At 70.7% G+C, this 18288-nt stretch carries 17 protein-coding genes; 16 read left to right on the top strand and 1 reads right to left on the bottom strand.

All coding sequences use genetic code 11. The annotated features are described in order from the left end of the window. Positions 1-15 precede the first annotated feature (15 nt). From FK531_RS05760 to FK531_RS05740, 5 genes are all read left to right on the top strand, one after another. Positions 16-1890: a hypothetical protein gene (locus FK531_RS05760; protein ID WP_246097919.1), complete on the top strand. Its 1875-nt coding sequence runs from the start codon at positions 16-18 to the stop codon at positions 1888-1890. A gap of 230 nt (positions 1891-2120) precedes the next feature. Then, positions 2121-2894, top strand: coding sequence for a protein kinase family protein (locus FK531_RS05755; RefSeq protein ID WP_142096109.1), 774 nt, complete (start codon positions 2121-2123; stop codon positions 2892-2894). Positions 2895-3108: 214 nt separating this feature from the next. Beyond that, positions 3109-3747 (top strand): relaxase domain-containing protein, encoded by a 639-nt coding sequence (locus tag FK531_RS05750; RefSeq protein WP_181762835.1) that lies wholly within the window; start codon positions 3109-3111, stop codon positions 3745-3747. Between the two features lie 97 nt (positions 3748-3844). Beyond that, entirely contained in the window at positions 3845-4645 is an 801-nt protein-coding gene (locus tag FK531_RS05745; protein WP_142096103.1) for a protein kinase family protein, read from the top strand. A 143-nt stretch (positions 4646-4788) separates the two neighbouring features. Then, positions 4789-5691: an AraC-like ligand-binding domain-containing protein gene (locus tag FK531_RS05740; protein WP_142096099.1), complete on the top strand. Its 903-nt coding sequence runs from the start codon at positions 4789-4791 to the stop codon at positions 5689-5691. 19 nt (positions 5692-5710) lie between these two features. Here FK531_RS05740 and FK531_RS05735 read toward each other — a convergent pair whose 3' ends face one another. Beyond that, positions 5711-6823 (bottom strand): NAD(P)-binding domain-containing protein, encoded by a 1113-nt coding sequence (locus tag FK531_RS05735; protein ID WP_142096096.1) that lies wholly within the window; start codon positions 6821-6823, stop codon positions 5711-5713. A gap of 38 nt (positions 6824-6861) precedes the next feature. Between FK531_RS05735 and FK531_RS05730 the strand changes: the two genes are divergently transcribed. The 11 genes from FK531_RS05730 to FK531_RS05680 all read left to right on the top strand — a co-directional run bounded on the left by FK531_RS05730 (position 6862) and on the right by FK531_RS05680 (position 18237). Then, positions 6862-7593 carry an enoyl-CoA hydratase gene (locus FK531_RS05730; RefSeq protein ID WP_142096092.1) on the top strand — a complete coding sequence of 244 codons (732 nt, stop codon included), beginning with the start codon at positions 6862-6864 and terminating at the stop codon, positions 7591-7593. A gap of 1 nt (position 7594) precedes the next feature. Beyond that, positions 7595-8710 carry an MBL fold metallo-hydrolase gene (locus tag FK531_RS05725; protein WP_142096089.1) on the top strand — a complete coding sequence of 372 codons (1116 nt, stop codon included), beginning with the start codon at positions 7595-7597 and terminating at the stop codon, positions 8708-8710. A gap of 10 nt (positions 8711-8720) precedes the next feature. After that, positions 8721-11183 (top strand): cation-translocating P-type ATPase, encoded by a 2463-nt coding sequence (locus FK531_RS05720; RefSeq protein ID WP_142096086.1) that lies wholly within the window; start codon positions 8721-8723, stop codon positions 11181-11183. A gap of 171 nt (positions 11184-11354) precedes the next feature. Beyond that, entirely contained in the window at positions 11355-11546 is a 192-nt protein-coding gene (locus FK531_RS05715; protein WP_142096083.1) for an antitoxin, read from the top strand. A gap of 24 nt (positions 11547-11570) precedes the next feature. After that, on the top strand, positions 11571-11975 hold the full coding sequence (locus FK531_RS05710) for a thiol-disulfide oxidoreductase DCC family protein (protein ID WP_142096079.1): 405 nt from the start codon (positions 11571-11573) through the stop codon (positions 11973-11975). A gap of 6 nt (positions 11976-11981) precedes the next feature. Further along, a complete protein-coding gene (locus FK531_RS05705) occupies positions 11982-13616 on the top strand; it encodes a Na+/H+ antiporter (protein WP_142096076.1) in 1635 nt (544 codons plus the stop codon). 27 nt (positions 13617-13643) lie between these two features. Further along, positions 13644-14036, top strand: coding sequence for an MmcQ/YjbR family DNA-binding protein (locus tag FK531_RS05700; RefSeq protein ID WP_142096073.1), 393 nt, complete (start codon positions 13644-13646; stop codon positions 14034-14036). Then, a complete protein-coding gene (locus FK531_RS05695; RefSeq protein ID WP_142096070.1) occupies positions 14036-15238 on the top strand; it encodes a sensor histidine kinase in 1203 nt (400 codons plus the stop codon). Before FK531_RS05700 ends, FK531_RS05695 begins: the two co-directional genes overlap by 1 nt. A gap of 53 nt (positions 15239-15291) precedes the next feature. Then, positions 15292-16110, top strand: coding sequence for a LytR/AlgR family response regulator transcription factor (locus FK531_RS05690; protein WP_142096067.1), 819 nt, complete (start codon positions 15292-15294; stop codon positions 16108-16110). Continuing rightward, a complete protein-coding gene (locus tag FK531_RS05685; protein ID WP_142096708.1) occupies positions 16095-16466 on the top strand; it encodes a hypothetical protein in 372 nt (123 codons plus the stop codon). The genes FK531_RS05690 and FK531_RS05685 overlap by 16 nt, the downstream gene beginning before the upstream one ends. A gap of 16 nt (positions 16467-16482) precedes the next feature. Then, entirely contained in the window at positions 16483-18237 is a 1755-nt protein-coding gene (locus FK531_RS05680) for a sodium/solute symporter (RefSeq protein ID WP_142096064.1), read from the top strand. The last annotated feature ends 51 nt before the right edge of the window (positions 18238-18288 follow it).

The following is an 18288-nucleotide window of genomic DNA, read 5'->3' as shown; positions in this document are numbered from 1 at the left end:
TAGGGTTCGTAGATCATGCGAGTTCCAGGTTCGGTCGTCGGCGCGACATCGGCCGGACCTCGGGAGTCGCGGACCGAACCTTTCCCGCGACCTGCCGGCGCTCGCGTCCTCCAACTCGCGGTCGCACTGATCGCGGTGCAGTTGGTCGTGCGCGGCGTGGTGGCGGCGCGGGGCTACTTCTACTGGGACGACCTGATCCTGGCCGGCCGCTCGGCGAGCCTGCCGCTGCTGTCTCGCGAGTTCCTGCTCTACGACCACGACGGGCACTTCATGCCGGCGGCGTTCCTCGCGGCGGGCCTGGCAACCCGGCTGGCCCCGTACCAGTGGGCGGTGCCTGCGGTGATGCTGGTGCTGCTGCAGGCGCTCGCCTCGCTGGCGGTGCTGCGACTGCTGACGGTCCTGCTCGGCCGCAGGCCCGGAACGCTCTCGGGCGGAGCCTCGGGGATGATGCTGCTGGTCCCGCTGGGGCTGTACCTGTTCTCGCCGCTGACGTTGCCGTCGTTCGCGTGGTGGGCGGCGGGGCTGAACGCGCTGCCGCTGCAGGCCGCGCTGGCCTGGGTCGCCGCGGACGCGGTCGCGCTGTGCCGCACCGGGCGTCGCCGCTACGCGGTCAGCGGCACTGTGGTGTTCGTCGGGTCGTTGCTGTTCTTCGAGAAGTCCGTTCTCGTCCCGTTCGTGGCATTTGCGGTGGTCGTGTTGCTGCGACGGGTCGACGGGCGTCGACGACCGGTGCGCGGCGCGCTGGTGCGGGGTGTGGCGTTGTGGGGTCCGTCCGCGGTGGTGGTCGCGATCTGGGCCGTGGTGTACCGGTTCGCGGTCGAACCGACGGTCGCCGTACAGAACTCGGAGATGACCGCCGCGCTGCTGACCCACACCACCACGAAGGGGCTGCTGCCGACGGTGCTCGGCGGGCCGTGGTCGTGGGACCGCTGGCCGCCGAGCCCGCCGTGGGCCGACCCGCCGACAGTGCTGGTCGTGGCCGGTGTCGCCACGGCGGTGGCGATCGTGCTCGGCAGCGTGCTGTGGAAGCGGCGCGTCGGGTGGGTGTGGCCCGCGGCGGCGGCGTACGTGCTCGCCTCCGAGGCCGCGATGGTGATCGTCCGGTCCGGTCCGGACACCACCTACGAGTTGGGGCAGACGCTGCGCTACCTGGCGGACAGCGCCGTCGTCCTGGCGATCGCAGTGGCGTTGGTCCTGCGCGCCCCCGTTCGGGACCGCTGGGTGACGCGGGTCCGCCCGCTCACCCGCACCCGTCGCGCGGTGGCGGCCGTGCTCGCGGGGGTGTTCGTCGCCGGATGTCTGTGGTCGACGGCGACCTTCACCAGGAGCTGGGAGGACAACCCGACCGTCGACTACCTCGCCACCGCGCGGTCCTCGCTCGCCGCGCACCGCGACGTCCCGCTGCTCGAACAGCCCGTCTCGATCTGGGTGCTGCTTCCGGTCGCGTACCCGCACAACCTCGCCGGTCGGGTGCTCGCGCCGCTGCCGGAGCGGCCCGCGTTCGCCGAGTCCACGCCGGAACTCCGGATGATCGACGACTCGGGCGGGGTGGTCGACGCCGAGGTGACCTGGACCCGTGCGATCGAGGCCGGACCGGTGCCCGGCTGCGGTCATCGCGTCACCGCGGAGGGGTCGGAGTTGCCGCTCGACGGGCCGATGTCGGGCTGGGAGTGGACGGCGCAGCTGAACTACTTCGCGAACGACGACGGACGGATCGAGCTGGCCATGCAGGACGGCAGTCCGGTCGTCGTGCCGGTCCGGCGCGGCCCGAACAGCGTGTTCGTGCGGCTCGTCGGCGGCGGCGACCGGTTGAAGGTGCGCGCCCTCGACCCGACCCTGACTCTGTGCGTCGGCGTCGGGCCGGTCGGCGTCGTGGTGCCCAGGCCGTGAGTTGCCCGAGCGGGGACCGGTAGCGGGCGATCCGCGCACGGAGATTCGACGATTCGCGCACGGCATCCGCAGCGCCCCTCGTCACCGGGCGGGCGTCGACCAGGAGTGGGAGAATCGAGCCCATGACGCGGGGTGCTGCGCGTACTGACCACCGACGTCGGAATCAGAAGCGGCCGCCACCGATCACGCCGAAGTCGATCACGCGACCGCCTCCTCCGACGCCGGAACGGGTGCCGGGCGCACTGTTCGCGGCGGGGCGGTACCGACTGCTCGAGCGCTGCGACGCGACGTCGGACACCGGGTTCTGGCACGCCCACGACCTGGCGACGGGGCAGGACGTCGCGCTGACCGTGGTGGACTTCGCGGGACGCGGGCCCGACGCGGCGGCCGCCGTTGCGGACTGCTTCGCGGGCACCGTCTGGTTGGGCCGAGTCCGGTCCGCGGCGCTGGCGCCGATCCTGGACATGGTGGTCGTGGAATCCGCAGCCGTCGTGGTGTCGGAGTGGTTGCCGAGCCGCACGCTCGCGGAGGTCGCTGCGGGCGGTCCGAGTGCCGCCGGCGCGGCTGCGGCGCTCCTGCCGTTGGCGCGTGGTGTGCAGGGCGCGCATCGACGTCCCGAACGGGTTGTCTCCCTGGATAATCCGAACCGAATCCGGGTCGGTATGGACGGGACTGCGTATCTGGCGTTCCCCGGCCTGCATCCGAGCGCCACGCGGCAGGAGGACGTTCGGGTGCTCGGCGCCGCCTACGACGAATTGACTGCGGGGACGGGTTGTTCGGGGGCGTCGAGCGCGGACCTCGTCGTCCGCACCCTCGAGTACATCGTCGCTCAGGCCGAGGTGGCGGCGGCGCGGGCCGAGGCCCTCGACGCCGAGGCCGTGTCCGCGGCAGGTCCGGACCAGGGCGGTTCCGAGGTGAACGTGCGATTGTTCGTGGCGATCTCGGTGGTGGCATTGGTGTTTCTCGGCGCGCTGGGCTGGTTCGTGGGGACATCACTGGTCTGACCACTGCGCCGGTCTGACCACTGCTCAATCTGTGCATATGGTTTCGACGATTCGCGCACGGTAGCGCGCACCCTCGATTCTCGTCCGGCGCTCGCGCACTTCGAGTGCCAGAATCGAAGCCATGACGTGGGTTGTCGCGCATGTGAATTCGATTCCGTCGCTCAAAGCGTGCGATATCGCGCGACTACGCTGGGCGGGGGCATCGACCAGTGGAATGGCATTCACCCGTCCACCCGACGAGAAATCGGTGGGATGGCTGTTCGCCGCCCCCGCCACCGGAAGTGACAAGTCTTCGCGGGTCGTCGGATTCGAGATGTCGTTCTCGCCGATGCTCTCCGTGCTGGCCGCGACATTCGCCACCGGATCGGAGTGCCTCGACACGGTCGTCGCAGCGCACGATGCGGCTGTCGACCGGACGCTCGCGTTGTGGGAGCGGCACGCGACCGCGGTGCGACTCGACATCGGCGCCGGGGTGGAGTGGTGCCCCGCAGTGGGTCTCGTCGCGATCGCCAACGCCGAGACGTCGGGTGAACGGCGCACGGTGCGCAGTCGCGTCTACGTGCCGGCCAAGGCGCCTGCCCTGCACGACGCGCTGTGGCGTCCGTTGGTGGTCGAGCGGTTCCTCGACTGGCAGCAGTACGGGTGGGACGAGTACCACCAGGCCCTGGCGGAGGGACTGAACTCCGCCCTCGGCTGGGAATTCGAGTACCGAGACACCGCTCGGACACCGTGGGGCAGCCCGACACTCGAACTGGCAGAGGTTGCGGAACCGAGGATCGGCGCACTGATCAGGCCGGCCCTGCGTGCGCTCGCGGGCGGACCGACGACGGGGGCGGCGGCCCGTGCGTACTGACCAGCGACGCCGGACCGCGGAACCTCGCGGGCGAAACCTCGGGCAGCAGAAGGTACCCGTCCTCGGGCGAAGCCTCGGGTCGCAGTGGGAACTGTCGATGCCGAGAACCGTCACGCTGCCGACACCACGGACCCCGGTCGCGGAACGGGTGCCGGGTGCATTGTTCGCGGGCGGGCGGTACCGACTGCTCGCGCTCTGCGGATCGGCCCCGGACACCGAGTTCTGGCATGCCCGTGACGTGCCGATGGGCCGCGATGTCGCGCTGACGGTCGCAAGTTTCGCGGGGCCCGGGTCGGCTGCGGTGGCCGTCGACGAGTACTTCGCCCGCACGGTCTTGCTGTGCCGGATCAGGTCCGGCGCGCTGGCCGGCATTCTGGACATGATCGCGGTGGACGCGCTCGCCGTGGTCGTCTCCGAGTGGCGGCCGAGTCGGTCGCTCGCGGAGGTCGCGGCAGGAGATTCGGGCGAACACGGCGCGGCGTCGGCACTGATCCCGTTGGCGCTGGCGGTGCAGGACGCGCATCACGGCGAAACGGTTGTTTCCCTTGACGATCCGAACCGGGTTCGGGTGGGCATGGACGGGATCGCCTACCTGGCATTTCCTGGTCGGCCGCCGAGCGTCACCCGACTCGACGATGTTCGTGGACTGTCCGCGGTGCTCCGTGAGATCACAGCGGGCACATGGTCTTCCGATGCGGACGGAGTGGACGGACTCGTCGGTGCTCTCGTCGACGTCGTCGCGACGCCCGTGGCGACCGAGGACGACCGTCGCACTGTCGTGGACAGCGCGAACGGCGAGGGCCTGGACTGGAGCGTGTGGCTCTTCGTGATGACCTCGGTTGTCGCCCTGGTGGTCCTGGGCGGCGTGGGCTGGGTGGTGGGCACGTCGTTGGCGTGACACGACCTCGGACGTGATCCGCCTTTCCTCGTAAGGATTGAGCTATGGTCTAGCAAAATTCTTGTCGGGGGGAAGGCAGGGGCGGTGTGCATGCAGTAGTCCGAGACACGGGGTTGACCCAGCGCTTCCGGGGCGGAATCAGCATGGCGGGTTCGGACGGCATCGACATGTTCTCGGGGATCTGCAGATTCAGCGCCGACGAACCGGAACGATTCAGCGCCTCCATGGCGTCCGCCGACTTCGGGGACGTCCGGGTCAATCGGATGCGCTCCACGGCGGTGACCGGTACCCGCACCTCACGGATGCTCGGCGATGTGATGGGGAGTTACGTCGCGCTCGGCTGCGTCCGCGCGGGAACCGCTGGTCTCGAGCAGGACCGTACGACGATCCTCGCCAAGGCGGGCGACGTCGTCTACGTGGATTTCGGGCGAAGTTTCGAACTCGACCTGTCGGACCGCAGCGACGTGGCCTTCATCTACCTGCCGCGAACCCTGCTGGCGGCGAAATCGCTCGATCCGCGAAACCTCAGCGGCACAGTGCTGTCCGGCTCCCCGCTCGGGGTCGCACTGGCGGGTCTGCTCGAACCGTTGACAGCGCACGAGCCGACCTCGTCCGCCGAGATCTCGTTGATCGAACACGCGGTCGTCGACCTCGCGCTCGCCGTGGTCCGACAGTCGTCGGATCGTGCCGGCGATCCGGGCGACATGACCATGGGCAATCGTGCCCGTGTCCACCGGTTCATCGAGACGAACTTCGCGGACCCCGGCCTCAACGTCGACCGAGTGGCCGCGGGCATCAACGTGAGCACTCGCTACCTGCACAAGCTGATGGAAGGCGAGGATCGCACGGTCTACGGCCTGATCCGCGCCAGGCGGGTCCGGTTCGGAGTGGAGCTGCTCTCCGACCCGGACCACGCGAACCTGTCGATCGGTCAGATCGCCCGCCGAAGCGGATTCGCCGGGCTCAGCCAGTTCGGCCGCGCGGTCCGCGAAGTCACCGGATCGACTCCGCGCGAGATCAGGATGGGGAGCTGGGCCGCGGTGTGACCCGCTGTGAGCCTTCGGATCAGTTTCCGGTCAGGTGCTCGATCAGTTCTGCGGCCGCGGCCCGACCGCCCCGGTTCGCGCCGATGGTGCTCGCGGACGGCCCGTACCCCAGCAGGTGTACTCGCCGGTCCGCGGCCACGCGCGTCGCGAGGCGGCCGTCCATCGTGATGCCGCCGCCGGGCCCGCGCAGCCGCAGCGGTGCGAGATGGTCCAGGGCACTACGGAATCCGGTGCACCACAGGATCACGTCGGCGCGGCGGAAGCCACCGTCGGCCCAGCGCACCCCGTCCGGGGTGATCTCGTCGAACATCGGCAGCCGGTGCAGTGCCCCGCGTTCGCGTGCCGCCCGCAGGGCCGGGGTAAGCGGCAACCCCGTCACCGAGACCACCGACCCGGGAGGCAGCCCGCGGCGCACCCGGTCCTCGACCACCGCCACCGACGCCCGGCCCTCCGCCGCGGTGTACGGGGTGTCACGGAACTGCGGCTCGCGGCGCGTCACCCAGGTCGTCGAGGTGACGCGGGAGATCTCGTCGAGCAACTGGACCGCGGAGATGCCGCCGCCGACCACGACCACGTGCCGGCCCGCGAACTCCGCGGCGGAGGTGTAGTCGCGGGTGTGCAGTTGGCGGCCCAGGAACAGTTCTGCGCCGCGACAGCGCGGGATGAACGGGTGCTCCCAGGTTCCGGTGGCGTTCACGATGCCCCGTACGGTCAGGCCGCCGTCGCCGGTCTCGACCGTGAGGGGGCCGCTGCGACTGCCGGGGTCGTCGTCGACACGGTGGTCACCGTGGTCGCACACCACCCGCACGTGTTCGGGCCTGCGGACCGGGAGGTCGAATCGACGCTCGTACTCGGCGTAGTACCGCGGAACCGCGTCCGCCGCCTGCACCTCGGTGGGCGCAGAGTCGTCGAGGACATCGGTGAACGGCATGCCGGGCAGGTCGTGCACGGCGTTGACCGTGCTCAAAGTCAATGAGGGCCAACGGAACTGCCACGCACCGCCCGGCTTCGGCGCGTGGTCGAGGATGACGAAGTCGATCCCGGCCTCGCGGCCGAGCCTGCGCAGGTAGTACCCGGCCGACAGTCCGGCCTGCCCGGCGCCGATGACCGCGACGTCCACGTGCGTTTCCATGCTGGCAACCTCCCGGGGGTGAACGGTACGGTCACACCATGATCGGGACCAGCCGTGACGGCGACGTGGTGACCATCGAACTGCAGCGCGAGGATCGACGCAACGCGCTCGACACCGAACAGTGCGTGCTACTGCGCGACGCGCTGGACGAGGCCGTGGCCGGGGGCGCGCGAGCGATCGTGCTGACCGGGCGCGGATCCGCCTTCTGCGCGGGCGCCGACCTCTCCGGTGACGTGTACGCCGACGGTTTCACCGACACCCTGCTCGAGATGCTGCACACCGTCGACTCGGTGCCCGTGCCGGTGATCGCCGCAGTCAACGGTCCGGCGATCGGCGCGGGCACCCAGCTGGCGATCGCTGCGGACCTGCGGGTGGTCGCGCCGGAGGCCTACTTCGCGGTGCCCGCGGCCCGACTCGGCATCTCGGTCGACTCGTGGACCGTCCGACGGCTCGTCTCACTCGCCGGTGGGGGGCCGGCCCGCACCGTCCTGATGGGGGCCGACCGGCTCAGCTCCGCGGAGGCCCTCGCGTGCGGGCTGGCCAACAAGGTCGGGGACCTCGCGCTCGCGCAGGACTGGGCCAAGCGAGTCGCCGAACTCGCACCGCTGTCGCTGCGGCACCTCAAGCTCGCATTCAACGACGACGGCACCCAGGACGCGCCGACCCCCGAGCAGCTCGACGCCCTGCGTGCGGCCTGGACCAGCGACGACATGCACGAGGCGCGCGAGGCGCGCCAGGAGAAGCGTCAACCGAACTTCCGGGGGCGCTGAGATGGGTGTGCGGGCCGCGGTGGCGGCGGCGGTAGCGGTGACTGGCGCGGCGGCGTTGGTCAGGGCCAGTTGGGGTGTGCCCGGCCAGATCGGCGCGTCGACGGCGGCGATCGCGCCGCACGCGCTGGGGTCGTCGCGGTATCGGGGCAGGCGCTTCCACAACTCCGACCCGAGCAGCCAGGTGGTGCGGGGCTCCGAGTCGAGCTTGCTGTCGTCGATCCTGACCCGCGGCCGCCTCGGTCGCCCCCGTCGGCCGATCCCGCTCGCCACTCCACTCGCGCCCGTGCAGGCGGCCGAGTTGGCGGTCACCTGGTACGGCCATTCCAGCGTGCTCGTCGAGGTCGACGGGTTCCGGGTGCTCACCGACCCGGTGTGGAGCCACCGGGTCTCGCCGTCGCGGCTGATCGGACCCGCCCGGCTGCACCCGGCCCCTGTCGCCGTCGCCGACCTGCCGCGGGTGGACGCCGTGGTGATCTCGCACGACCACTACGACCACCTGGACAAGGCCACGATCGAGGCGCTGGTGCGCACCCAGGACGCGCCGTTCGTGGTCCCCACCGGGATCGGCGCCCACCTCCGGCACTGGCGGGTCCCCGAGGACCGGATCGTCGAGCTGGACTGGGACGAGGAGGTCACGCTCGGCGGGCTCTCGCTCACCTGCACCGAGGCCCGGCACTTCTCCGGGCGGGGACTGCTCCGCAACACCACGCTGTGGGCGTCGTGGGTGGTTCGCGGGCCCGCGCACGCGGTGTTCTTCGGCGGTGACACCGGGTACTCCCTGCGCTTCGCCGAGATCGGGGAGCGGCACGGCCCGTTCGACCTCACGCTGCTGCCGGTCGGCGCCTACGACGAGCATTGGCCGGACGTGCACATGAACCCGGAGGAGGCGGTGCGGATGCACGCCGACCTGTCCGTGGGCGACGACACCGCCGGCGTGCTGGTCCCGGTGCACTGGGCCACCTTCAACCTGGCTTTCCATCCCTGGGTGGAACCGGTGACGCGGCTGCTCGCGGCCGCCGAGGGGTCGGGCACCCGGGTCCGCGTCCCGATGCCCGGACAGCGGATCGACGTGCTGCGCCCGGACGCCCAGCGGCGCTGGTGGCTCGCACTGGCATAACCTGGCGGGCATGGCCGACGAGGAGAATCCAGCTGGACCGGGGGCAGTTGCCACCATCCCCGTGACCGACGTGGACCTGGCGGTCGGGTTGACCGCGGAACAGGTTGCCCGGCGCAAGGCGGACGGCAAGACCAACGACGTGCCCGGCCGCGCGAGCCGCTCGATCAAGGACATCGTCCGGGCCAACGTGTTCACCCGGATCAACGCGATCCTCGGGGTGCTGCTGATCATCGTCCTCGCCACGGGGTCGGTGATCGACGGAATGTTCGGCCTGTTGATCATCGCGAACAGCGCGATCGGCATTATCCAGGAGGTCCGCGCCAAGCAGACCCTCGACAAGCTGGCGATCGTCAGCGCCGCCAAGCCGCAGGTCCGCCGTGACGGCGCAGCCGTCGCTGTCGCGCCGAACGAGGTGGTGCTCGACGAGATCATCGAACTCGGTGCGGGTGACCAGATCGTCGTCGACGGCACCGTGGTCGAGGGCGAGGCGCTGGAGGTCGACGAGTCCCTGCTCACCGGCGAGGCCGATCCCGTTCACAAACTGCCTGGCGCACAGGTGCTCTCGGGCAGCTTCGTGGTGGCCGGTGGTGGTGCCTACCAGGCGACCAAGGTCGGCAAGGACGCTTACGCGGCCAAGCTCGCCGAGGAGGCCAGCAAGTTCACCCTGGTGCACTCGGAGCTGCGCAGCGGCGTCGACAAGATCCTCAAGGTCATCACCTACATGATGGTCCCGGCGGGCCTGCTGATCATCTACAACCAGCTGTTCATCAGTCAGCAGAATCTGGGCTCCGCGCTGAGCGGCATGGTCGCCGCGCTGGTCCCGATGGTGCCCGAGGGCCTGGTGCTGATGACCTCACTCGCCTTCGCGGTAGGTGTGATCCGGCTCGGTCAGCGGCAGTGCCTGGTCCAGGAACTGCCGGCGATCGAGGGGCTGGCCCGCGTCGACGTGGTGTGCGCGGACAAGACCGGCACCCTCACCGAGAACGGTATGCGGCTGTCGGAACTGCGGGTGCTCACCGGCGAGGACGCCGAGGTACGCGACGCTCTGGCCGCGCTCGCCGGCGACGACCCACGGCCGAACGCCAGTGTGCTGGCGATCGCGGAGTCGGTCGACCACGACCCTGGATGGAACTCCACCGCCGTGGCCCCGTTCACCTCCGCGAAGAAGTGGAGCGGAATCTCGTACGGGAACAAGGGCAACTGGCTGCTCGGCGCCCCCGACGTGCTCCTCGATTCGCAGTCCGACGCGGCCCGCACCGCCGAGGAACTCGGCGCCAAGGGCCTGCGGGTGCTGTTGCTCGGCAGCAGCGACCGGTCGGTGGACGATGCGTCCGCGCCGGGACAGGTCACACCCCGAGCGCTGGTCGTGCTGGAGCAACGGGTGCGACCCGACGCCCGCGAGACCCTCGAGTACTTCGCCGAGCAGAAGGTGTCCGTGAAGGTCATCTCCGGTGACAACGCGGTCTCGGTCGGTGCGGTCGCCAGCTCGCTCGGCCTGTCGGGCGGCGATCGCGCCGTCGACGCGCGCGAATTGCCCGACGACCGTGACCAACTGGCCGACGCGTTGGACGAGTCCACAACCTTCGGCCGGGTCCGGCCCGACCAGAAGCGTGAGATCGTCGGCGCGCTGCAGTCGCGCGGGCACACGGTCGCGATGACCGGCGACGGCGTCAACGACGTGCTCGCCCTCAAGGACGCGGACATCGGCGTGGCAATGGGATCGGGCAGTCCGGCGACGCGGGCGGTGGCGCAGATCGTGCTGCTGGACAACAAGTTCGCAACCCTGCCGTACGTGGTGGGCGAGGGACGGCGGGTGATCGGCAACATCGAGCGGGTTTCGAATCTGTTCCTCACCAAGACCGTCTACTCGGTGTTGCTGGCGTTGTTGATCGGGCTGTCGGGCGTGGCCTCGCAGATCTTCGACTTCGACGCGATGCCGTACCCGTTCCTACCGCGACACGTCACGATCGCGGCCTGGTTCACGATCGGTATCCCCGCGTTCATCCTGTCGCTGGCTCCGAACAACGAGCGGGCACGCACCGGGTTCGTGCCTCGGGTGATGCGTTTCGCGATCCCGTCGGGCCTGGTCATCGGTATCGCGACGTTCGTCGCGTACGCGCTCGTCTATTCCGGTCCGCACGCGACCGAGACGCAGACGATCCAGGCGAGCACGACTGCCCTCATCACGCTGATCATGATCGCGGTCTGGGTGCTGGCGATCGTGGCCCGGCCGTACGTGTGGTGGAAGATCGTGCTGATCGCGGGGTCGGTGGCCGGTTACCTGGTGCTGTTCTCGGTCCCGTTCACCCGCGAGTTCTTCAAGCTGGACCCGTCGAACGTCGCCGCGACCACCGTCGCGGTCGTGTGCGGCGCGGTGGGGATCGGGCTGGTCGAACTGGGGTGGTGGGTCTCGGGGCTGATCTCCGGGGACAAGCGCAGGCTGTTCTCGCTGCCGGAGTCGCCCGCGGCTTAGTGTCACGCTGCGTGCAACTGTGGCGGGTACCGGTCAAAGCTGTGAGACTTGGTCCGTGCGGGGGATCGACCCCTGAACGACATGCCCGAGGCTCCACCGGAGCACGACGGCATGCCCGAGGCTCCGCCCGAGAACGACAGGTGCCGGTCCGGCATCGGAGAAGGAGACGCCATGAGCTTCGCAGACACGTTGAAGGGCCTGTTCGGCAAGGGCAAGCAGATCGCGTCCGAGAATGCGGAGAAGGTGGAGGGCGCCGTCGACAAGGCGGGCGACTTCATCGACGACAAGACCGGCGGCAAGTACAAGGACACGGTCGACAAGGTCCAGGATGCGGCGAAGAAGGTCATCCCGCCGAAGGAATAGCGCACACAACCCACAGGAGCCGCAATGCCCGACCGTCAGGCCGCCCCGCGTTTCACCGTGGAGTTGCTCTACGACCGGGATTGCGGCTTCTGTGTGCGTAGCGCCGCACTGCTCGCGCGGCTCGATCGCCGCGGTCGGGTGAAAGTCGTGCCGCTGCAACAGGCCGGCGCGCCCGCCCACTTCGGCGTGACGACGGACCAGGCGCTCGAACAGGCCTGGGCACTGGACTCGTCCGGAGGTCGCCACCACGGCGCGGGCGCAGTCAATGCGGCCCTGTCCGGCGTCCTCGGCAGTCGAATCCCGTTGTACTTCTACCGAATCTGGGGGATCCGCCAGATTCAGGACGCGGCGTACCGGACGGTCGCGACAAACCGGCACCGGCTGCCGGGCAAGGGCGGCAGCTGCGCGGTGGACCTGGACCACGGATAGACGCCGATGAACTTCACCTGGCTGCTGTTCGTCGTCATCGCGGGGGTCGCCCTCACCGGCCTCGCGAAACGCCTCGGCTTCCAGGTTCCGTTGGTACTGGTCACCATCGGTGCCGCGGCGTCCTTCATCCCGGGCATACCGCGCCTCGAGATGCCGCCGGACCTGATGCTCGGGGTGGTGCTGCCGCCGCTGCTGTACTCGGCGGCGCTGGACTTCTCGTTCAGCACCTTCCGCCGCAATCTCGCGCCGATCCTGCGGCTGGGGATCGGCATGGTGGTGGTGACCACCGTCGCGGTCGGGTTCTTCGCGAACTGGCTGGTCCCCGAGTTCACGCTCGGGGCGGCCTTCGTGCTCGGCGCGGTGGTCGCTCCGCCGGACGCGGTGGCGGCGGTCTCGGTGGGCAGGCGACTGGGCCTGCCCGCCCGCATGATGGCGATCCTCAAGGGCGAGAGCCTGGTCAACGATGCGGCCGCGTTGACGCTGTTCGCGTTGTCCGTCGCCGCGGTGACCGGCAAGAAGATCGCAATCGACTCGCCGATCCTGTTCTTCCTCTACGAGATCGTCGGTGGGGTGCTGGTCGGCCTGGTGCTGTCGGGCCTGGTGCGCCTGGTGCGCGCGCGGATCGTGGACTCGCCGATGGAGACGGTGCTCGGGTTGGTGCTGCCGTTCGCCGCCTACCTGGCGGCCGAGGAGATCCATGCGTCGGGGGTGCTGGCCGTCGTCACCGCAGGGTTCGTCCTCGGCCGCACCGTCGGCGACGAGTCGGTGGACACCCGCATCCAGGAACGTGCGGTGTGGCCGACGGTGGACCTGCTGCTCGAGACGTTCGTCTTCGCGTACATGGGCCTGCAACTGAAGTTCGTGATCGACGACGTGCGGGCCGACGGTCTGCCGGTGCATCACGTGTTCGGCTACGGACTCGCCGTGCTGGCGCTCGTCATCGTGGTCCGGCCGGCCTGGATCTTCGTCAACCGCGGCAGACGCAAGGTCACCCGCTCGATCGTCTCGCTCCCCACCTCGGACGCGAGGCTGAACTGGCGGCAGAACCTGGTGATCTCCTGGGCCGGGATGCGCGGTGTGGTGACCCTCGCCGCCGCGTCCGGCGTGCCGCTGACGACGTTGGCGGGGGACCCGTTCCCCGGTCGCGGGGTCATCCAGGCGATCGCGTTCACGGTGGCCGTCGGGACTCTGCTGATCCAGGGCGCGACGCTGCCGACCCTCATCCGGCTGCTCGACGTCGCCGATCCCGACGAGGAGCAGCGGACCGCGCAGCAGACCACCCTGGCCCGGCAGGTGTCGCGGTCTGCCGCGGACGCCGCGCTACTCGAGGTGCTGCGCGACCCGCCGCCGGGGGTGGGCACCGAGGAGCTGGTCGAGCTTGCCGAGAGGGTGCGGCGCACCGCCGAGGCCAGGATCGCGGCCGAGCAGGAGGAGTACCTCGGTGAGCACGACGCGAAGCTCCGGGACGCCGGCGCACTGTTCAACGCGCTGCGTACCCGGGTGCTCAAGGCTCAGCGCGGCGCGTTGATCGCAGCCCGCGACGCCGGCGAGCTGGACGACGAGGTGTTGCGTCGGGTGCTCGAGAGTCTGGACATGGAGGAGGCGGCGGCCGAAGCGCGAGTGCAGCGGCAGCGGTGGTGACGCCCCGTCCTGTCGTAACGTGAGCGCATGACCGTGCCCCGACCGCTCGACCGGCTGCGCGCACTGTGCCTGGCGCTGCCGGAAGCCACCGAGCGGGTCAGTCACGGCGAGCCGGCCTGGTTCGTTCGGCGGACTCCGCAATTCGTCACCTTCGCCGACCGGCACCATGATGCACGGGTAGCGTTCTGGGCGGCGGCACCGCCTGGGGCGCAACAGGATTGGATCGGACGCGACCCGGGACGGTTCTTCGTGCCGCCGTACGTGGGCGGGCGCGGCTGGGTCGGGGTCTACCTCGACGTCGCGCTGGACGGCCCACTCGCCGAACGACACTGGGTGGACGTGGAGGACATCGTCGAGCACGCGTACCGCAGTGTTGCGCCCGCGAAGCTGATCGCGCTGCTCGACCGGACGGTCGACTGATGCCCGGCACCGTGCTCACCGTCCTCGTCGTGGTGGCGGTGCTCGTAGTCGTGGGTATCGCCGCGGTGTGGCTGCGCACTCGTCGCGTGCTGACCACCCCCGCCGAGCGTGCCGTGCACGACGCCCTGCACACCGCGTCGCTGGCGGCCAGGCCGCTGCGGCGTGGCCTCGACGCCACCTCCGCTGCCGAGGCCGCCCCGCACCTGCGGCACCTGACCGGGGCCGACGCCCTCGCGATCGCGGACGTCGACGGCGCAGTGCTGGCGTGGAACGGCCCGCACGAGGATCTGGCCGCGCGCTTCGCCGAGGCCGCGGTCCGGGCGGTCGAGGGCGAGCGGCGGATGCTGGTCGGGCAGGGCGAGCTCGGCGGGGCACCGGTGCGGGCGTTGATCGTTCAGCCCCTGCTGATCGAGGACTCCGGGGTGGTCGGGGTGCTCGGCGTGGTCACCACCGCCGAGCCGGGCCCCGGCATGCTCGGCGCGATCAGCGAGGTCGCCCGGTACGCGTGCAGCCAGATCGAACTGGCCGAGCTCGACGCCTCCCGCGCCCGGTTGGACCGGGCCGAGGTCCGGGCGCTGCGCGCGCAGATCAGTCCGCACTTCATCTACAACGCCCTCAACACCGTCGCGTCGTTCGTCCGCACCGACCCGGATCGCGCGCGGGAGCTGATCCTCGAGTTCGCCGACTTCACCCGGTACTCGTTCCGGTCGGCGGGGGAGTACACGCTGCTCGCGGACGAGCTGCGCAACATCGACCGATACCTGACCCTCGAGCGCGCCCGGTTCGGCAACGCCCTCGAGGTGCGCCTGCAAGTGGCGCCCGAAGTGCTCAACGTGGTGCTGCCGTTCCTGGCGCTGCAACCGTTGGTGGAAAACGCGGTGCGGCACGGGATCTCCGGCCAGTCCCACGGCACGGTCACGATCGTCGCCTCCGACGAGGGCACCGACTGCCTGATCAGTGTGGAGGACGACGGGGCCGGGATGGACCCGGAACTGCTGCGGTCGGGATCGCTGGACGCGATCGAGTCGGGCGCGGGCAGGCCGAGTGCGAAGGAATCGGCCCACGTGGGCCTGGCCAACGTCGACGACCGCCTGCGCGCGGCGTTCGGCAACGACTACGGGCTGGTGGTCGAGACCGCGCCGGGCCTCGGCACCAAGGTCAGCATGCGGGTGCCGAAGTTCCGCGCCGGGATCCGAGCGTGACCGGACGCGCCGTGACGCGCACAGAATCGCCGGCGTGGCACGATGGATCCGTTGTGACGCAGAATGCCGAGGGGTCGGGCGAGGCCCCACTGACCGTGCTGGCCGTGGACGACGAGCGCCCGGCGCTCGACGAGCTGGCGTACCTGCTGCGCGCGCAAGAGGACGTCGGCGAGATCCTCACCGCGAGCGACGCCACCACCGCACTTCGGGTGATCAAGGATCGGCTCGGCCGCGCAGCCCCGATCGACGCGGTCTTCCTCGACATCAACATGCCCGGACTGGACGGGCTCGAACTGGCGGGCGTGCTGGCGGCGTTCGCGGCCCCGCCCGCGGTCGTGTTCGTGACCGCGCACGACGACCGGGCGGTCGACGCGTTCGATCTCGGCGCAGTCGACTACCTGCTCAAACCGCTGCGCGAGGAGCGGCTCGCCGAATCGGTGCGCCGGGTCCGGCAGCCGCGCCGGTCGCAGTCGAGTCGGGGCGAGGAGCCACCCGCCACCGAGACCGACGAGGTGATTCCGGTCGAACTCGGCGGCGTCACCACCCTCGTGCACCGGTCGGCGGTGGCGTGGGTGGAGGCCGACGGCGACTACGCGCGACTGCACACCGCGACCGGCTCGCACCTCGTCCGGATTCCGATCTCCGCGCTCGAGGCCCGCTGGCAGCCGGCCGGGTTCCTGCGCGTGCACCGCTCGTACCTGGTGTCGCTGCCGCTCGTCACCGGGATCCGCAGCGTCGGCACGGGAACCGTGGTGTGCCTGCGCACCACCGCGGACGGCCCGGTGGTCGAGCTCCCGGTCAGCCGCAGACACACCCGCGAACTCAAGGACCGCCTGGTGCGGACGCCGCGGCAGAGCTGGACCGCGCGGTGACCGCGCCGGGAGCCGGATCGCCGCGGGCCCGGGAGCGGGTGGTGCTGGCGCACCGGCGCGGCGCCCGCGTGGTCCGTACGAGGGTCGAGGTCCAGGAACACACCGAGGTCGGCGAGGCGATGATCCGTGCGCTGGTGCGCGCGCAGCTGGGGCTCGCGTTGCGCGTCGCGGCGGGAGTGGTGGCGCTGGTGTGCGCGGTACCGCTGGTGATGTTCGCCGTCCCGGCGCTGCCCGACGCTGTGGCCTGGGTGGTGCTCGGAGTCGCGGTGTACCCGGTGCTGTACGCGGTCGGTCGTCTCTACATCCGGCTCGCGGAGCGCACCGAGCAGGAGTTCGTCGACCTGGCCGACGACTGAGCCGCGGCGGCCGAAGATGTCCGGACAGGCGTTTCCCGTCGCCACGGTGGTCGGCCTGGTCGCGGCGGCGGTCGCGACGGTGGCGATCGGTGCGTACGGGGTTCGGTTGGCGCGCACCACCTCCGACTTCCTGGTCGCCTCACGCAGCGTGGGGCCGAGGTGGAACGCCGCCGCCATCTCCGGTGAATACCTTTCCGCTGCATCGTTTCTCGGTGTCGCCGGCCTGATTGCGAAGTACGGCGCCGACGCCCTCTGGTATCCGGTCGGCTTCACCGCCGGGTACCTCGGGTTGCTGATGTTCGTCGCTGCGCCGCTGCGACGGTCCGGCGCCTACACGGTGCCCGACTTCGCCGAGTTCCGGCTCGGCTCAGCGCGATTGCGCTCACTCGCGATGGTCGTCGTCGCGGTGATCTGCATCCTCTACATGGTGCCGCAGTTCCAGGGCGCGGGCCTGACGCTGGGCATCCTTCTCGGCATCCCGGCCTGGGTGGGCGCGGTGGGCGTCGGGCTGATCGTGATCGCGAACGTCGTCGGCGGTGGCATGCGCTCGATCACCTTCGTACAGGCCTTCCAGTACTGGCTCAAGTTGACCGCGGTCGCCGTGCCGGCCCTGGTGCTCGGCGTGCACTTCTTCGGCGGACCCCACGACCTCGGCTCGCCCGCGCCGCCCACGGTCGCCGACCGGACCACCGTCGACATCACCACCGACGTGGTGGTCCAGGTGTCGGACCCGTTGCGGGCCACCGTGACCGGCACAATCGACGACCGCACGGTGGACGGTCCGCTGTCCCTGCCGCCGGGCGAGCACGGGTTCGGGGCGGGCACCTCGCTGGTGCTCGAGGCCGGCTCGCCGGTGCCGGTGGTCGCGGGGGCGCCGGCCACCGACGCGCAGTGGCTCGAACCCGGCTGGGGATTCGGCGGCCGGCACCCGCTCTACCAGGTGTACTCGCTGATCCTCGGGATCTTCCTCGGTGCGATGGGACTGCCACACGTGCTGGTCCGCTTCTACACCAACCCGGACGGTCGGACGGCGAGGCTGACCTCGCTGACCGTGATCGGGCTGCTCGGGGTGTTCTACCTGTTCCCCACGGTGCTCGGGGTCTTCGCCCGGCTGTGGGTCCCGCAGTTGCTCATCACCGGCACCTCGGACGCCGCGGTCCTGCTGCTGCCGGGGACGGTGCTCTCGGGTTGGGGCGGGCAACTGCTCGCCGCACTGGTCGCGGCCGGCGCCATCGCCGCGTTCCTGTCCACCTCCTCGGGGCTGCTGGTCAGCGTCGCGGGCGTGCTGAGCACCGATGTGCTGCGCGGGCGGGTCCGCGACTTCCGGGTCGCCGCGGTCGCGGCGGGCGCGACGGCGCTGGCGCTGGGGGTCGGGGTGGTCTCGCTGGACCTGTCGCGGACGGTCGGGATGGTGTTCGCGGTCGCGGCGTCGACCCTGTGCCCGCTGCTGGTGCTCGGCATCTGGTGGCGCGGGCTGACCGCGCCGGGCGCCGCCGCGGGGATGGTCGCGGGCGGGCTGGCGTCCGGCGCCGCGGCGCTGGCCACGGCGGCGGGCGGGATCGCCGACAGCCTGTGGGGCGGATGGGCCGCGGCGCTGGTCGGGTACCCGGCCGCGGTGAGCGTCCCGCTCGCGTTCGGAGTGATGGTCGTGGTCAGTCGGGTGACACGCGACCGGGTCCCGGAGGGTGTCGGTCGCATCTTCACCCGGATGCACGCGCCGGAGCGGCTCGGCGTCGGCCGCGACCGGGAGGGGGACCTCCGGTCCCCGTGAGTCCTTTTGGTCCCGGTGTGGGCCAGAAGGACTCACGGGCGGCGCAGCCGC

This window comes from Rhodococcus spelaei (assembly GCF_006704125.1).
Classification (GTDB): Bacteria; Actinomycetota; Actinomycetes; order Mycobacteriales; family Mycobacteriaceae; genus Rhodococcus_G; species Rhodococcus_G spelaei.
This window is presented reverse-complemented; position numbering and strand designations above follow the sequence as displayed.

Excerpts from the sequence above, each read along its gene's own strand:
- FK531_RS05725 (WP_142096089.1), top strand. The coding sequence starts at position 7,595 with ATGGGTGTGCGGGCCGCGGTGGCGGCGGCGGTAGCGGTGACTGGCGCG.
- FK531_RS05715 (WP_142096083.1), top strand. The coding sequence starts at position 11,355 with ATGAGCTTCGCAGACACGTTGAAGGGCCTGTTCGGCAAGGGCAAGCAG.
- FK531_RS05720 (WP_142096086.1), top strand. The coding sequence starts at position 8,721 with ATGGCCGACGAGGAGAATCCAGCTGGACCGGGGGCAGTTGCCACCATC.
- FK531_RS05705 (WP_142096076.1), top strand. The coding sequence starts at position 11,982 with ATGAACTTCACCTGGCTGCTGTTCGTCGTCATCGCGGGGGTCGCCCTC.
- FK531_RS05735 (WP_142096096.1), bottom strand. The coding sequence starts at position 6,823 with ATGGAAACGCACGTGGACGTCGCGGTCATCGGCGCCGGGCAGGCCGGA.
- FK531_RS05760 (WP_246097919.1), top strand. The coding sequence starts at position 16 with ATGCGAGTTCCAGGTTCGGTCGTCGGCGCGACATCGGCCGGACCTCGG.
- FK531_RS05710 (WP_142096079.1), top strand. The coding sequence starts at position 11,571 with ATGCCCGACCGTCAGGCCGCCCCGCGTTTCACCGTGGAGTTGCTCTAC.
- FK531_RS05695 (WP_142096070.1), top strand. The coding sequence starts at position 14,036 with ATGCCCGGCACCGTGCTCACCGTCCTCGTCGTGGTGGCGGTGCTCGTA.
- FK531_RS05680 (WP_142096064.1), top strand. The coding sequence starts at position 16,483 with ATGTCCGGACAGGCGTTTCCCGTCGCCACGGTGGTCGGCCTGGTCGCG.
- FK531_RS05730 (WP_142096092.1), top strand. The coding sequence starts at position 6,862 with ATGATCGGGACCAGCCGTGACGGCGACGTGGTGACCATCGAACTGCAG.
- FK531_RS05700 (WP_142096073.1), top strand. The coding sequence starts at position 13,644 with ATGACCGTGCCCCGACCGCTCGACCGGCTGCGCGCACTGTGCCTGGCG.
- FK531_RS05745 (WP_142096103.1), top strand. The coding sequence starts at position 3,845 with ATGCCGAGAACCGTCACGCTGCCGACACCACGGACCCCGGTCGCGGAA.
- FK531_RS05740 (WP_142096099.1), top strand. The coding sequence starts at position 4,789 with ATGGCGGGTTCGGACGGCATCGACATGTTCTCGGGGATCTGCAGATTC.
- FK531_RS05750 (WP_181762835.1), top strand. The coding sequence starts at position 3,109 with ATGGCATTCACCCGTCCACCCGACGAGAAATCGGTGGGATGGCTGTTC.